Origin of the sequence: Haloferax sp. AS1 (genome assembly GCF_014530665.1) — an archaeon.
In the GTDB taxonomy this organism is placed as follows: Archaea; Halobacteriota; Halobacteria; order Halobacteriales; family Haloferacaceae; genus Haloferax; species Haloferax volcanii.
The window spans coordinates 2,065,384-2,078,845 of the sequence record NZ_SPSA01000001.1; the positions used below are offsets into that span (position 1 = coordinate 2,065,384).

General features: G+C 65.5%; 15 protein-coding genes. 6 read left to right on the forward strand and 9 right to left on the reverse strand.

All coding sequences use genetic code 11. From position 1 onward, the window contains the following. The first annotated feature begins 53 nt into the window (after nt 1–53). Nucleotides 54–1,523: a Na+/H+ antiporter NhaC family protein gene (locus tag E4P24_RS10845; protein WP_115803092.1), complete on the forward strand. Its 1,470-nt coding sequence runs from the start codon at nt 54–56 to the stop codon at nt 1,521–1,523. A gap of 13 nt (nt 1,524–1,536) precedes the next feature. Here the strand turns inward: E4P24_RS10845 and E4P24_RS10850 are convergent, their stop codons facing one another. Then, nucleotides 1,537–2,784 carry an ABC transporter substrate-binding protein gene (locus tag E4P24_RS10850; RefSeq protein WP_115861034.1) on the reverse strand — a complete coding sequence of 416 codons (1,248 nt, stop codon included), beginning with the start codon at nt 2,782–2,784 and terminating at the stop codon, nt 1,537–1,539. Nucleotides 2,785–2,909: 125 nt separating this feature from the next. Continuing rightward, nucleotides 2,910–3,923, reverse strand: coding sequence for an NADP-dependent oxidoreductase (locus E4P24_RS10855; RefSeq protein WP_115803091.1), 1,014 nt, complete (start codon nt 3,921–3,923; stop codon nt 2,910–2,912). A gap of 169 nt (nt 3,924–4,092) precedes the next feature. Between E4P24_RS10855 and E4P24_RS10860 the strand changes: the two genes are divergently transcribed. From E4P24_RS10860 to E4P24_RS10875, 4 genes are all read left to right on the forward strand, one after another. Then, the gene (locus E4P24_RS10860) at nt 4,093–4,737 is read left to right on the forward strand and encodes an SDR family oxidoreductase (protein ID WP_115891435.1); all 645 of its coding nucleotides are present in this window, start codon (nt 4,093–4,095) and stop codon (nt 4,735–4,737) included. Nucleotides 4,738–4,820: 83 nt separating this feature from the next. Then, nucleotides 4,821–6,029 (forward strand): nitrate/nitrite transporter, encoded by a 1,209-nt coding sequence (locus tag E4P24_RS10865; RefSeq protein ID WP_115861028.1) that lies wholly within the window; start codon nt 4,821–4,823, stop codon nt 6,027–6,029. A 111-nt stretch (nt 6,030–6,140) separates the two neighbouring features. After that, the gene (locus tag E4P24_RS10870) at nt 6,141–6,290 is read left to right on the forward strand and encodes a hypothetical protein (RefSeq protein ID WP_004062786.1); all 150 of its coding nucleotides are present in this window, start codon (nt 6,141–6,143) and stop codon (nt 6,288–6,290) included. A 97-nt stretch (nt 6,291–6,387) separates the two neighbouring features. Then, a complete protein-coding gene (locus tag E4P24_RS10875; RefSeq protein ID WP_223173922.1) occupies nt 6,388–6,573 on the forward strand; it encodes a hypothetical protein in 186 nt (61 codons plus the stop codon). Between the two features lie 579 nt (nt 6,574–7,152). Here E4P24_RS10875 and E4P24_RS10880 read toward each other — a convergent pair. From E4P24_RS10880 to E4P24_RS10910, 7 genes are all read right to left on the reverse strand, one after another. Continuing rightward, nucleotides 7,153–7,434: an HPr family phosphocarrier protein gene (locus E4P24_RS10880; RefSeq protein ID WP_013035533.1), complete on the reverse strand. Its 282-nt coding sequence runs from the start codon at nt 7,432–7,434 to the stop codon at nt 7,153–7,155. Between the two features lie 232 nt (nt 7,435–7,666). Next, on the reverse strand, nt 7,667–8,128 hold the full coding sequence (locus E4P24_RS10885; protein ID WP_004062784.1) for a PTS sugar transporter subunit IIA: 462 nt from the start codon (nt 8,126–8,128) through the stop codon (nt 7,667–7,669). Between the two features lie 115 nt (nt 8,129–8,243). Beyond that, the gene (locus E4P24_RS10890) at nt 8,244–9,686 is read right to left on the reverse strand and encodes a PTS galactitol transporter subunit IIC (protein ID WP_004062783.1); all 1,443 of its coding nucleotides are present in this window, start codon (nt 9,684–9,686) and stop codon (nt 8,244–8,246) included. 172 nt (nt 9,687–9,858) lie between these two features. Then, on the reverse strand, nt 9,859–10,155 hold the full coding sequence (locus E4P24_RS10895; RefSeq protein ID WP_004062782.1) for a PTS sugar transporter subunit IIB: 297 nt from the start codon (nt 10,153–10,155) through the stop codon (nt 9,859–9,861). 106 nt (nt 10,156–10,261) lie between these two features. After that, nucleotides 10,262–10,939, reverse strand: a complete 678-nt coding sequence (locus E4P24_RS10900) for a triose-phosphate isomerase (protein WP_004062781.1) — start codon at nt 10,937–10,939, stop codon at nt 10,262–10,264. A 28-nt stretch (nt 10,940–10,967) separates the two neighbouring features. Next, complete coding sequence (locus E4P24_RS10905) at nt 10,968–11,744, reverse strand: class I fructose-bisphosphate aldolase (RefSeq protein WP_115861024.1); 777 nt, start codon at nt 11,742–11,744, stop codon at nt 10,968–10,970. A gap of 2 nt (nt 11,745–11,746) precedes the next feature. Continuing rightward, on the reverse strand, nt 11,747–12,172 hold the full coding sequence (locus tag E4P24_RS10910) for a secondary thiamine-phosphate synthase enzyme YjbQ (RefSeq protein ID WP_004062779.1): 426 nt from the start codon (nt 12,170–12,172) through the stop codon (nt 11,747–11,749). Nucleotides 12,173–12,384: 212 nt separating this feature from the next. On the opposite strand from E4P24_RS10910, the gene E4P24_RS10915 reads away from it, so the two are divergent. Further along, entirely contained in the window at nt 12,385–13,146 is a 762-nt protein-coding gene (locus E4P24_RS10915; RefSeq protein WP_004041991.1) for an IclR family transcriptional regulator, read from the forward strand. Nucleotides 13,147–13,462: the final 316 nt, after the last annotated feature.

A 13,462-nucleotide genomic window follows, 5' to 3' on the forward strand; every position in this document is an offset into this window, starting at 1 on the left:
GGAACCCCGACGGGGCGGGCGGGCGACGGACGGCGACCGGTGGAGGTGTCACGATGGGGTTAGCGTTCGAGCCCCGCCTGTACGAGGAACTCGACGCCGACGACCGACCCTCGCTGCTCGAAGCGTTGGTCCCCGTCTTCGGGATGCTCGTCTTCCTCGGCGTCGGCATCGTCGTCTACGGCCTCGACCCGCAGTTCCCCCTGTTTTGGGGCATCAGCTTCACCGGTTTGTTCAGTCGGTACTGGCTGGGCATCTCCTGGGCGGAGCTCTACGACGGCATCACCGACAGCCTCCACATGGGGATTCAGGTCATCCTCATCATGTTCGTCGTCTACGCGCTCATCGCGACGTGGGTCGCCGCGGGGACGATTCCGAGCCTGATGTACTACGGCCTCGACCTGCTGACGCCGACGATTTTCCTGCCCATCACGGCGGTGCTCGCGTCGATCGTCACGTTCGCAATCGGGTCGTCGTGGACGGCCGCCGGCACGCTCGGCGTCTCGTTTATCGGCATCGGCGCCGGGTTGGGGATTCCGGCCCCGATGACCGCGGGGGCCATCCTCTCGGGGGCGTACATGGGCGACAAACAGTCGCCGCTGTCGGACACGACGAACCTCGCGGCCGCCGTCACGAACACCGACCTGTTCGACCACGTCAACGCCATGCGCGACAGCTCGCTCGTCGCGTTCGGCATCGCCGTCGTGTTGTACGCGGTCCTCGGCGTCCAAGCCTCCGGGAACATCCCGGTGGGCCGCATCACCGAGATTCAGGGCGCGCTCACCGGGTCGTACGCGATATCGGCGCTCACTTTCGCCCCGCTCGTCGTCACGTTCGGCCTCGCGCTCTACGGCGTGCCCGCGTTGCCGACGCTCGGCGCGGGCGTGTTCGCGGGCGCACTCACGTCGGTCGTGATGCAGGGAACCGCGTTCGGGGCCGTGTGGTCCATCGCGCAGTCGGGAACCTCGCCGTCGACCGGGATGGAACTCGTCGACGGCCTGCTGGCCAGCGGCGGGATGATCGGCGGCGCGTGGGTGGTCACCATCGCCATCGCGGCGCTGTCGCTCGGCGGGATGCTCGAACGCGCCGGCATCCTCGCCGTGCTCGCACACCACCTCGGCCGGCTGAGCCGCGGTGTCGCGAGTCTCACCGGCGTGACCGCCGTCTCCGCGGTGTCGATGAACGTCCTCGCCGCCGAGCAGTACATCAGCATCGTCGTCCCCGGCATCACGCTCCGGAACCTCTACGAGGAACAGGGACTCCAAAGCGAGAACCTCTCGCGGGCTATCGAGTCCGCGGGGACGACGACGAGCGCGCTCATCCCGTGGAACAGCGGGGCGCTGTTCATGGCCGGCACGCTCGGCGTCGGTACCCTCGAGTACGCGCCGTACTACTTCTTCGGCCTGCTGTCGCCGCTCGTCTTGCTCCTCATGGGCGTGACCGGGTGGCAGATTACCTACCAGCCGGGCGAAGCCCCCGGGGACGCCGGCGACCGTCGCGGCTCGCCCTCGTCGACCGACGACTGACGAGGACCCGCACCTACAAACTCCCTCCCGCGACGAGTTCCTCGACCCGCGCGTGGTCGAACAGCTGTTCGTCGGCCCCGAAGTCGGGGTAGTCGTCGCCGTCCTCGTAGGTCGGCCACGCGCCGAACCGCTCGGGATAGAGCTGTTTGGCCGTCATCTCGGTCTGGAACAGGTTCATCAGCGGCCCCTGCCACCGGGTCCCCTGCGGGTAGACGCGGTCGTTCCGGACGGCCGCCAGTTCGCGGCCGACCGGGTCGTCCCGGAGGTTCTGTTTCAGCCCGTCGAAGTCGAACGTCTCCGTGACCGTCCACAGCGCGAGAATCACGTCGGGGTCGGCTTCGAGAAGTGCCTCCACGTCGACCTCTTGGAACGGCCCCGTGAACTCTTCGTCACCGAAGGCGTCGACCGCGCCGAGCGGCCGGGTGTGGGCGTTCCAGTAGCCGGGCGCGTTCAGGCGGAGCAGGTAGATGCTCGACAGGTCCGTCGAGATGGAGAGGTACGCGGCGGTCGGGCGCTCGGACTCCGGCGGCAGGCCGTCTTCGACGGTAGTGAGCTGGTCGTCGCGGACGGACTGGAGCGCTTCGTAGCGCTCGCGTTCGCCGTACAGCGACGCGACGCGCTCGAACAGCTCCCAGAGGTCGTAATACTCGTAGCCGTCGGCCCACTCTTCGGGCGGCGCGGCGTTGAAGTTACTGTAATAGTTCCCGAACCACGGGCCGATGTTGTCCGCGACTTCGTCGGTGTCGGCTCGGTTCCAGTTGTCCTGCGTGGTCACCCACGCGGGGTCGACGAGGTGGAGGTCGCTGTCGAGTTCGTACAGTCGCTCCTTCGTGAAGCCGTACTCGCCCGCCGCGTCCGCCCACTCGATTTCGAAGCCGTCGAAGCCGGCGGTGAAGTATTCGAGCCCCGCGACGGTGCCGTCCCACCAGAGGTTGTTGACGGTGTCGCCCTGCCCGAGCGCGCTCGCCATGTCCGGGAACCACGGGAAGTGGGTGAACACGTTCGTCGGCGGCTCGTCCAACGTGACCGTCCCGACCGGCGACAACTCGGCCGCGTAGCTCGATTCGGCCGTCTCGGTCGCCGTCTCGGTGGCTTCCGCCTCGGCCTCCGTCGCCGTGGCGGTCTCGGTCGCCGTCGTCGTCGCGCCGTCGCCCGACTGCCCGGCACAGCCAGCGAGCGCTCCGCCACCGAAAAGCGCCCCGCCGTACTTCAGGTAATCTCTCCGCGTCGGTTCCGCGTTCTCGTCAGCGTCGTCCAGCATACGAATTAGGCCAGCCTAAAACAATATAGCTGCTTCGAAATTTAGTCCGGCCTAAAACTGAGTGATACGACGGTCCGCGTCCGGGAGTCGACCGGGACTCCGCCGCCGCCCGCGTCGGCGTCGGGTTAGGACTCCGATACGCCGACGACCTGCTTGCCGATGTTGTCGCCGGAGAACAGTCCGAGGAACGCGTCGGGCGCGTTCTCCAGCCCGTCGACGACGGTTTCGCGGTGTTCGAGGTCGCCCGACGCGACCCACGACCCGAGCTGTTCGCTGGCCTGTCCGAAGCGGGTGGCGTAGTCACCGACCAGCAGCCCTTGGACTTTCGCGCGCGGCGCGATGAGCTGCGGGAGCTTTCGCGGGCCGGTCGGTACGCCCTCGTCGTTGTAGTGGGCGATTTGCCCGCAGACGGCGACGCGAGCGTCGAGGTTCAGCTTCGTGAACACCGCGTCGGTGATGGGGCCGCCGACGTTGTCGAAGTAGACGTCGACGCCGTCGGGGGCGGCGTCGTCGAGCGCCGCCCGGTAGTCGTCGACCGCCTTGTAGTTGATTGCGGCGTCGAAGCCGAGGTCGTCGGTGAGCCACGACACCTTTTCGTCGGAGCCAGCGAAGCCGACGACGCGACAGCCGTTGAACTTCGCAATCTGGCCGACGACGGAGCCGACCGCGCCGGCGGCCCCGGAGACGACGACCGTCTCGCCGGGCGAGGGGTCGCCCACGTCGAGCAGGCCGAAGTACGCCGTCCGCCCGGGCATCCCGAGCACGCCGAGATAGGCGGGGAGGTCCGCGACCGATGGGTCGACCGGCGCGACGTTGTCGGCGTCGAGGACGGTGTAGTCGGCCCACGTCCCGTTACCGCTCACGAGGTCGCCCGCGTCGTACGCGTCGCTTTCGCTCTCGACGACTTCACCGACGACGGCCCCCTGCATCGGGTCACCGACCGACCACGGCTCGGCGTACGACTCCGCGTCCCGCATCCGGCCGCGCATGTACGGGTCGACAGAGAGGTACCGCACGCGAACGAGGAGCTCCCCGTGTCGCGGCTCCGGCAGGTCGCCCTCGCGGAGTTCGAAACTGTCCATGTCCGGTTCTTCCTCGGGCCGTTCGGCGAATATCCACTGGCGGTTCGAATCGCGCATACGTGAACACCGACCTGCGGACCAACGACGGTGTTGCTTCCAGCAGCACCCGCCGGTTCGACGAGGGATATCGGGTGTCGGGGTCGGTGCTCCACCGCGACGAGTCGCGCACGTCACCTTCGCTGAACCCAGCCCCTATCTGGCCGGGGCGACTACGGGACAGCGAACGATGCAGGTCGCAGTCATCGGCGCGAACGGCGGTATCGGCCGAGAGCTACTCCCCCGACTCGCGGACGCCGGGCACGACCCCGTCGGCGTCGTCCGCGACGAATCGCAGTTCGAGGCGGTTCGCGACCGCGGCGGTGAGCCGCGACTGGGCGACCTCGAAGGCGACTTCGACGCGGCGCTCGACGGAGCCGACGCGGTCGTGTTCACCGCCGGCTCCGGCGGGTCGACCGGCGCGGACAAGACGCTCATGGTCGACCTCTGGGGCGCTCGGCGGGTGGTTGACGCCTGCGTCGAGGCGGGTATCGACCGCTTCGTGATGATTAGCTCCATCGGCGCGGGCGACCCACTTTCGGGCCCGGAGGCGCTGCGCCCGTATCTGGTCGCCAAGCGCTGCGCGGACGACTACCTCGAACAGTCGTCGCTCGACGCGACGATTCTCCGCCCCACGAGGCTCACCGACGCAGAGGGAACCGGCTCCGTCTCGCTGACCGTCGAGAGTCTCGACGGCGACACGCCCGAGATTCCGCGGGCCGACGTCGCACAGGCGGTCGTCGCCAGTCTCGATATCGACCGGACGGTCGGCGAGACGCTGACGCTCACGGGCGGCGACACGACCATCGAGCGGGCGCTCCGCGGGGACGACTGAGTCGGTGAGGCACCCGCGGTCGCCGCGACACCAGACCGACATCACGCGGTTTCATATCCTTCCGCCGAGCAGGTAGCGAAACCGTGAGTACGACTGACGACACGACGGGCACGCGACGCGAGACACTGGGCATCGTCGTCGGCTTCTTCCTGCTTTCGACGGCGGCCGCGGCCTACGAAATCGCCCCGGCGAGCGTCTTTCCGGCCATTCAGGACTCCCTCGGACTGAGTTCGAGCGCGGCGGGCTGGCTCGTCAGCATCATGTACGCGACGGCGGTCGTCACGAGCGTCCCCGTCGGCGTCGTCCTCGACCGCTTTTCCGTGCGCCGCGTGGTCGGACTGGCGACCGTCGCGCTCGTCGTCGCCGGCGGCTGGGGCTGGTACGCGGCCACCGCCGGCGCGTTCGGCTGGCTCCTCGCCTCGCGGGTGCTCGGCGGACTCGCCTACGTCACGTTCTGGAACGCGGGCGCGAACGTCGTCGGCAACGCGGTCCCGCCGGCACGGCGCGCGACCGCGGTCGGCGTGTTCACCGCGAGTGCGCCCGTCGGGTTCGCCCTCGGGCAGTTCGGGAGCCCGCTCATCGCAAACGCGGCGGGCTGGCCCGCGATTCTCCCGCTGTACGCCGGGGTCGCCGTCGTCGGCGTCGTGTTCTTCGCGGCCGCGACTCGCCGCCGCGTCCCCGGTGTCGACGCGCCGTCCCCCGACGGGGCGGCACTCCGCGAACTGTTCGGCAGCCGGGCGGTCTGGACCGTCTGCGGGCTCTGTTTTCTCGCCTACTCGCTGTACCTGTTCGTCAACACCTGGCTGCCGAGCTTCCTCGCCAGCGAGTTCGAAATCTCGTTGGCGGCGAGCGGTCTCCTGACCGCGCTGTTCCCCGCCATCGGCGCGGTCGCGCGGTCGACGAGCGGTGTGGTGACCGACCGCGTGTTCGGCGGCCGTCGCCGCCGCGTCATCGTCTCGTCGTTCGCCGTCGCCACGCCCGCGGTCGTCGCCTTCGCGTTCGTCTCGGGACTCGGCCCCGTCGTCGGCGCGGTCGTCGTCGTCGGCTTCGCCATCCAACTCGTGACGGGGCTCATCTTCTCGTACATCGCCGAACTCGTCGCCCCGTCGGTGCGAACCACGGCCGTCTCGCTCCTGACGAGCGTCGGCCTCCTCGGCGCGTTCGCCGCGCCCATCGCTGCCGGCGCAATCATCGACTACGCGGGCTACGCGCCCGCGTTCTTCGCCGCGGGCGGCGTCGCCGTCGTCGGCGTGCTTCTGGCGCTCCGCGCGCCGGAACCGTCGCGGGCGTAACCCCGCGCGCCGCTCCGCCGTCTCCCCGCCCGTAACCGCCGCCCTCGTCCGCCGATATTTATATATTAACTATTCAGTCAGCTTATGTATGATGGGAACGGACGACTACGTATGGCCCGCGCAGTCAACCCCGTTCGAACCGACTACTCGAACACCCAGATGGGTCTCATGGGGACGCTCATCGTCGCTGGGATCGCAGTGCTCATGATTCCGTTCGCGCCGTTCATCCTCCTCGGACTGGTGTGGCGGCTGTTCCACTAGGCGCGCCGACCTCCCGACAGGCCGCACTTCGGCACGTGTTTTTTGACCGCCTGACCGTCGGGTGCGCCGCGACGTTCCCGACGGCGAACAGACGACTATGGACACCGACGACGAACCGGTCGGTCGGTTGCTGACGCGGCGGCAGGCGCTCGCGGTCGGCGGAACGGCCGCGGACGACTCGTTTTCGGCCGGTGGCGGCGGCCCGGGCGAGCCACCGAACGGGTCCGAACCGCCGAGCGACTTCAGCCCGCCGGCCGCGACGAACGACACGACGACCGAGTAGTCGTCGCTCCGACCTTGGCGACTCCGTCGTGACGCGGCCACCACAGCGTGACGGCGCTCGTTCCTCGGTAGCGACACATACGCATCCCGCGACCTAAGTTCGTCACCAGACCTACTCATTTATAATACATATCAGGAATTATGTCATTCGATATCGTCGGAGTAGAGAGATATATCTGAAAACCCCGATAAACGCGTTTGAGAGCGACGAGGAACTCAGATAGCTTCGTCGGACTACGACTGCGATTCCTGACTGTCTGAAATCTCAATCTGCGGTTAAATCCACTCTCAGTTTCTCTATGCGAGATATATCGCTTGCTCTCGGACTGTCGGATGAAATCATAGAGTATCTGGATAGTATTGGAAAACATCAAGTATCTATCTAAGACTCGGCTGGGGGAATCGCGACCGATTCCGCGAGGCCGCTCCCCTCCACGGTCGAAGCACCGACGCGGTTGCAGGCGGCGTTGTAGTCACTCGTCGCGCCCATTCCGTCGTCGGGCGTCGGCTCGGCCACGAGTCCGAGCGGTCGTCTACGGATACGCGAGGCGAGTGCCTCGGGGCCTGACTCCGAGGCGGTTCACGTATCGAGGTCGAAGTCGTTCCGGACGAGTTCGACCAGTCGCTCGACGGCCTGTTCGCCGTCGTTACCGTCGGCGGTGATGACGATTTCCTCGTCCGGGCCGACGCCGAGCGAGAGAACGGCGATACTGCTTTTGGCGTCTACTTCCGTCTCCCCGCCGGCTTTCCGCACGGAGATATCCGTCTCGAACTTCGACGCCGTCTGGACGAACATCGACGCGGGACGCGCGTGGAGACCGGTCTCGTGCTCTACGACTACTGTCGCTGATTTCGCTGCCATCCGTGCGGGCATTTCCCACGCCGGTACTAAGGCTTTTCCGCTAGGCGAGCGCCTTTGCCGGCGGACGCGGACTCGACGCCGGCGCTCGCCGAGGCGACTCTCAGCGACGAGACCCGCGAGGACGTGCGAGCGCTCGTCGACTGAGAACTGGAGGAGAGTGGAATGGAGTGAAGTGGAGTACTGGTCGCTCGCTCGTCGTGAAGCACCACTCCGCGGCGTCGTCTTCTCCCTTTCAACCGTCGAAATCGACGCAGCGCTCGACGACGAGGTCGAGCAGGCCGTCGGCGTCGCGGCGCTTCGTCAGTTCGGCGAACTCCTCGGCCTGGAAGAGTTTCGCGAGGTTCGAGAGGAACGACGAGTACCCGTCGGTGTCTGTCACGAGGAGTAACACGACGACTTCGGCGTCGACGCGCTCGTCGGGGTTGTCCATGCTCCGGAACGCTATCGACTCGCCCGCGGGCGGCAGTCCGAGGAGCACGGCCTGTTCTGTGACGTGGTCGGGGTCGGCGTGGGGGATGGCGATACCGAACCCCATCGTCGGGATGTCGAGTCCCGTCGGGTAATCGGCTTCGCGTGCCAGAAGGGCGTCCGCGTAGCTCTTGTCGGCCCAGCCTTGGTCGTAGGCGTACGCGCCGAGTTCCGTGAGGACCGCTTCGTCCGTCTCGCCAGTCAGTTCGAGGCTTTCGGTTCGCATCGATGAGTCGTACGCGGGTCTCCGAGAAAAGTGTTGGTACCGGTTCGCCGGCGATGCCGCAAAACGCGGCGACTCGTCGCGGTCGAGTCGCGGACACCGACGGGTAACTGCGCGGTCAGTCGTCGGAGCGACCCTCTGCGCCCGAGGCGTCGACGGTCGAGCCGAGTTTGTTGGGCAGGAGGCCGCCGCCTTTGCCGGTGTGACGACGTTCGACGGTCTCCCGCGCTTTCTCTTCGGACGCGCCGGCGACCATGTACATCCGCTGGGGCCACATCCGAAGCGCGACCCAGATGCCGAGGACGACGACGAGTCCGACCGCGAGGGCGACCGGTGCCGGGATGAGGGCCAGAATGCCCGTCGCGGGCGACCCCGCGTCAGCGACGGGCGACGTGATGAGCCCGCGACCACCGAGGTCGAAGCCCGCGCTCCCAGCCGCCTGCGTCAGGAGCGGAGCCACCGCGGAGGAGATGTAGTGCAGCGGAACCAGCAGGATGGTGCCCGTGACGACCATCTTCACGATGTTGCCGTTCATGATAGGGACCATCAGCGCGAAGAAGAACGGGAACGTCGCCAGGTCGATTCCCCACAGCACGTCGTTGCCGGGGAGGATAATCGACATCACGATGGCGATGGGGACGATGAGCAGGCTGGACGCGATGACCGACTCGTGGCCGATGAGGATAGCCGAGTCGAGGCCAATCGCCATGTCGCGGTCTTCGAACCGCGAGGTCATGTAGTTCCGAATCGACTCCGAAAGCGGCGTCAGCCCCTCCATGAGGATGCCGACCATCATCGGGAGGATGTGCATCACCGCGGCGAACGAGATGCCGGCGGTGAGGATGGCGTACCAGCTCTCGGCGACGAAGAGCGCGTTACTGTAGGCGGCGATACCGATGACGAGCCCGATGGCGAGGCCGACGAAGATTGGTTCGCCGAGGATGCCGAACCGGTCTTGAATCGCGTCGGGGTCGGCTTCGATGTTCCCGAGCGGCGTCTTATCCACCGCCCAGTGAATCGGAATCGCGGCGACGGCGTAGGGTGCCGAGGTCCCGTGCGGAATGGAGATTCCGGGCGTGTCGAACGTCTCCTCGACGGCCGGTTGCGTCCAGTCCGCGGCCACGAGGACGAACAGCCCCAGCGTCAGCCCGACCGCCACCGAGTACAGCCAGTTGTTCGTGCTCATGTAGACCAGTCCGCCGATGAAGGCGAAGTGCCAGTAGTTCCAGATGTCCACGTTGAGCGTGTACGTGAAGCCGATAGCGAAGAGGACGAGGTTCATCACCACGAACAGCGGAATCATCCAGACGCCGAGTTCCGCGATACCGAAGGCGATGGCGGCGGCGGCGGGCCAGCCGACGTCGACCGCCGGAAGCGTGATGCCGGTCACCTCGACCATCTGTTGGGCCAGCGGACTGATGTTCTCGCTGAACAGCCCGATGACGAGATTGATGCCGATGAAGCCGATGCCGATGAGGATGGACGAGCGCGCCGCCTTCAACACGTCCACCCGGAACGCGAGCGCGATGAGGAAGATGATTATCGGCAGGAGGACGCTCACGCCCAACGATTGGATTACGCTGTTGATAGAATTCAACAGGGAACTCACACCACTCTGTAAGAATACGTCTGGTACTGCCATGTTATTAACTCACAACCCTGTCTCAGAATGAGAGTGTCTCTACATAAATGTTGCTGTCATTCGTGAAAGATTCGTGTCGGCGACGTATCGGTCAGCCTTCGAGCGCCGCGGCGATGTCGTCGAGGACCTCGTCTTGGCCGATACCGGTCATGAACGCCGTCGTGTGGATGACCGGGATGTCGAACTTGTCTTCGTTGAGTTGCGTCGTGGTGACGATGAGGTCGAAGTTCCCCGACGAGACCTTGCCGGGGGCTTCCGTCGCCTTCGCCTTGGCGATGGTCCCGATGTCGAGGCCGCGCTCCGGGAGCTTCTCTTTCAGCGCTTCCTTGACGACCGTCGACGTCGCAACCGATGTGCCACACACTACGAGGATGTTTTTCGCTGTCATTGTCGTGTATTGCACATTATCGATGACCACTAAAAAGATTGCGCCGGTCCGACGCGCCGCAGTCCCGAGCGGAGCGAGACGGGACTGTCTGCCGTCGGCGGCCGTCTCAGGGGAAACTCGCGGCGATGTCGCGGAGGAGCGGCTCCGGCTCCGACGCGAGCGACACGGCCGACGCGGCACCGGTCGCGTGACCTCCCTGTTCGAAGGCGAGGCGGACATCTTCGGCGGTCGAGATGCCGCCGCCGACGAGGACGCGAGTGCGCGGATTCTCCGTCTCGACCATCGACATGAAGTCGCGAACGCGGTCGGGGTGCGTCTGCGTAATCGCGCGGTCCGACGAGATGTCCTCGGGCATCTCGTATATCATCGAGTCGGGGTCGAACTCCGCGACCGCGCGACCCATCTCGATGCTGTCGACGCAGACGACCGAGTCGAGGTCCAGGTCGCGACAGCGCTCGATTTTCCACACGAGGTCGGACAGCGTGTCGCGGTTCTCCGCGTGGTTGATGACGACGCCGTCGGCCCCCGCGTCTGCGACGGTCTCCGGGAGGATTTTCCCCATCCCGCGACCGGGCTCGACGGCGTCCATCGCGGGCGCGGTGACGGCGAGGTCGGTGTGTTCGGTTATCAGCCGGATGTCCGGCAGTTGCGGCGTCAACACGAAGCGCGCGTCGGTCTCCGCTTCTATCGTTTCGAGCAGCCGCGCGAACGCGAGCGCGTCCTCGCCGCTCGTGTCCGGATACACCTTGAAGTTGACCTGAAAGTGGGGGTACGGAAGGTTCATGAGCGGGTCCGGGAACTACCTCGGGGAGTCATAACAGCGTCGCCGCCTCCTCGATAGTCGCGCCCTCGTGGACGATGGCCGAGAGCGCGTCGATGATGGCCGCGGGGTCGTCCCGCTGCCAGACGTTCCGGCCGAACATCACGCCCTGCGAACCGGCCTCGACGGCACCGTGGACCATCTCCAGTACCTCTCGGTCCGTCTCGACGGTGGGGCCGCCGGCGATGTACGTCGGCACCGGCGCGTTGTGCACGATGCGCTCGAAGCCCGTGGGCGGGTACGGGGTCTTCAGGATGTCCGCGCCGAGTTCGAAGCCGAGGCGGTTGGCGTTGACGAGGTAGTCGGTGTCGAACTCGTCGTCAGCGCGCTGGCCCCAGAGTGTGGGCTCGACGATGAGCGGAATCCCCGCGTCGTCGCAGTCTTCGGCCGCGGCCGCGACGAACTCGGCGTTCTCCTTCAGCACGTCGGGACTCTCCCGCCCGAAGACGAGCGCGACTTTCGCGGCGTCGGCCACCTCGGCGCAGTCCTCGACGCTGAACACCTGGGAGTGGATTTCGGCGTTCTCGACGTCGCCCGGCATCGTCGAGTCGTACAGGAGGTCGAGCGTGCCGATGGTGTGGACGTCGGCGGCGTCGATTCGGTCCTCGAAGCGCTTCAGAAACGGCACGCTCGCCAGGATACCGTCGGGGCCGGCGTCCAACACCGTGTCGAGGAGCGCCGCGGGGTCCTCGAACCCCTCAAGCGAACCCCAATGGAGGCCGTGGTCGATGGCGACAGTCACCGATCGTCCGAGTCGTTGGTCCGTCATGGTTATCGTAGAATCGTCGTGGTAATCGTTCGCTCGCGCGGGCCGCACAGTTCGAAGAACATGACCTCTTCCCAGGTCCCGAGGTCGAGCTCCCCGTCGCGGAGGACGAGAAGGACCGGTCGCTTGATCATCGCGGAGATGAGGTGCGCGTGGGCGTTCGGCTGCTCGCCCGCGGTGATGTGGTCGAGGTCGTGGTAGTAGCCGTCGTCCGGGGGGGCTATCTCCTTGAACTTGTCAATCATGTCGTCGAGGAGCTTCTCTTCGTACTCGTTGGTCGAGAGCGCCGCAGACGTGTGGGGCGTCGACACGTACACGAGTCCATCGGTCACGCCGAGGTCCTCGATGGTCGCTTCCACCTCGGGAGTGACGCTCAGAATCTCGAACCTGCTGTGGCTCTCGATGGAGAAGCTCTCTGTCTGTATCTCCATACACCGTAGCTCAGGGAGTGAGCGTAAATAGTTTTTGCCGACAATCTCCCGAACGCCGCACAGTGACCGTTAGGCGGCAGATATCTTGGGCTCTCCCTTCTACAACCACCGTTCGGACGGTGTCGGTGGTTCGCTCCACTGTCTCACCGAGTCGAACAGTTGTTCTGCTCGGTGGAACAAACTATTTAGGGTTGCCTCGACGACACGCAGTTATGACAGAAAACGCGCCCAACCGGATCGAAACGAGTCGGAAGACGATTCGGGTGCTCGACGCGCTTCGAGAACACGGGTCGAGCAGTGTGACGTTCCTCGCGCGGGAACTCGGGATGAACAAGAGCACGGTTCACAACCACCTCAGCACGCTCGAAGCCGAGAAGTTCGTCGTCCGCGACGGGACCGATTACGAACTGAGTCTCCGCCTGCTCGGGTTCGGGGGATACGTACAGCACCGCCACCCGCTGTATCAGGTGGCGAAGCGGGAGGTCCACCGGTTGGCGTCCCAGACCGGTGAGCTCGCGAACCTGATGGTCGAGGAGTACGGACAGGGCGTCTATCTCGCCTCCGAACAGGGTGAGCGGGCGGTCGATTTAGACATCTACCCCGGCCTCAGACGGCCGCTCCACGCCATCGGTCTCGGAAAGGCGATACTGGCGCACCTCCCGTCCGAGCGCGTCGACGAAATCATCGAGGAACACGGCCTTCCCGCGGAGACCGACCAGACGATTACCGACAGAGCGGAACTCGACGCACAGTTGGCGACGGTCCGTGACCGGGGCTATGCCGTGGACAACGAGGAACTCATCAGAGGGCTCCGATGCGTTGGCGCCCCCATCATCGCGAAAGACGGGACCGTCCTGGGTGCAATCAGCGTCTCGCAACCCGTCAGCCGCATGAATAACGAGCGGTTCACCGACGAGGTTCCCGACATCGTCCAGAGCGCCGCCAACGTCATCGAACTCCACACGAACCACTAAAGATTACAAGAATACAGTTGTAATGAACGTCTCGACGGCTCTTGCAAGTCGCCGCCGGCTCTGACGGTGTTGTTCAGTCTGAGTGTACATTCGTTCTTAAATACAGAATGCATGCTACTCCAACAATAATTACGGTCTATCTGATTATGTCTCTTCTCTCTGCGGTTATCTAATTGTATTCTCCCGAACCGGAGCCATTTGTCACCCAGATATGCTCTCCGCTAGAGCGTATGCTAACTATTGCCAACTGAACCCCGCTGTTGCCAGTCGGCCGAACTGCGCCCTCGCGCCCTCGTCGAGGTACCATCCTCGGAAG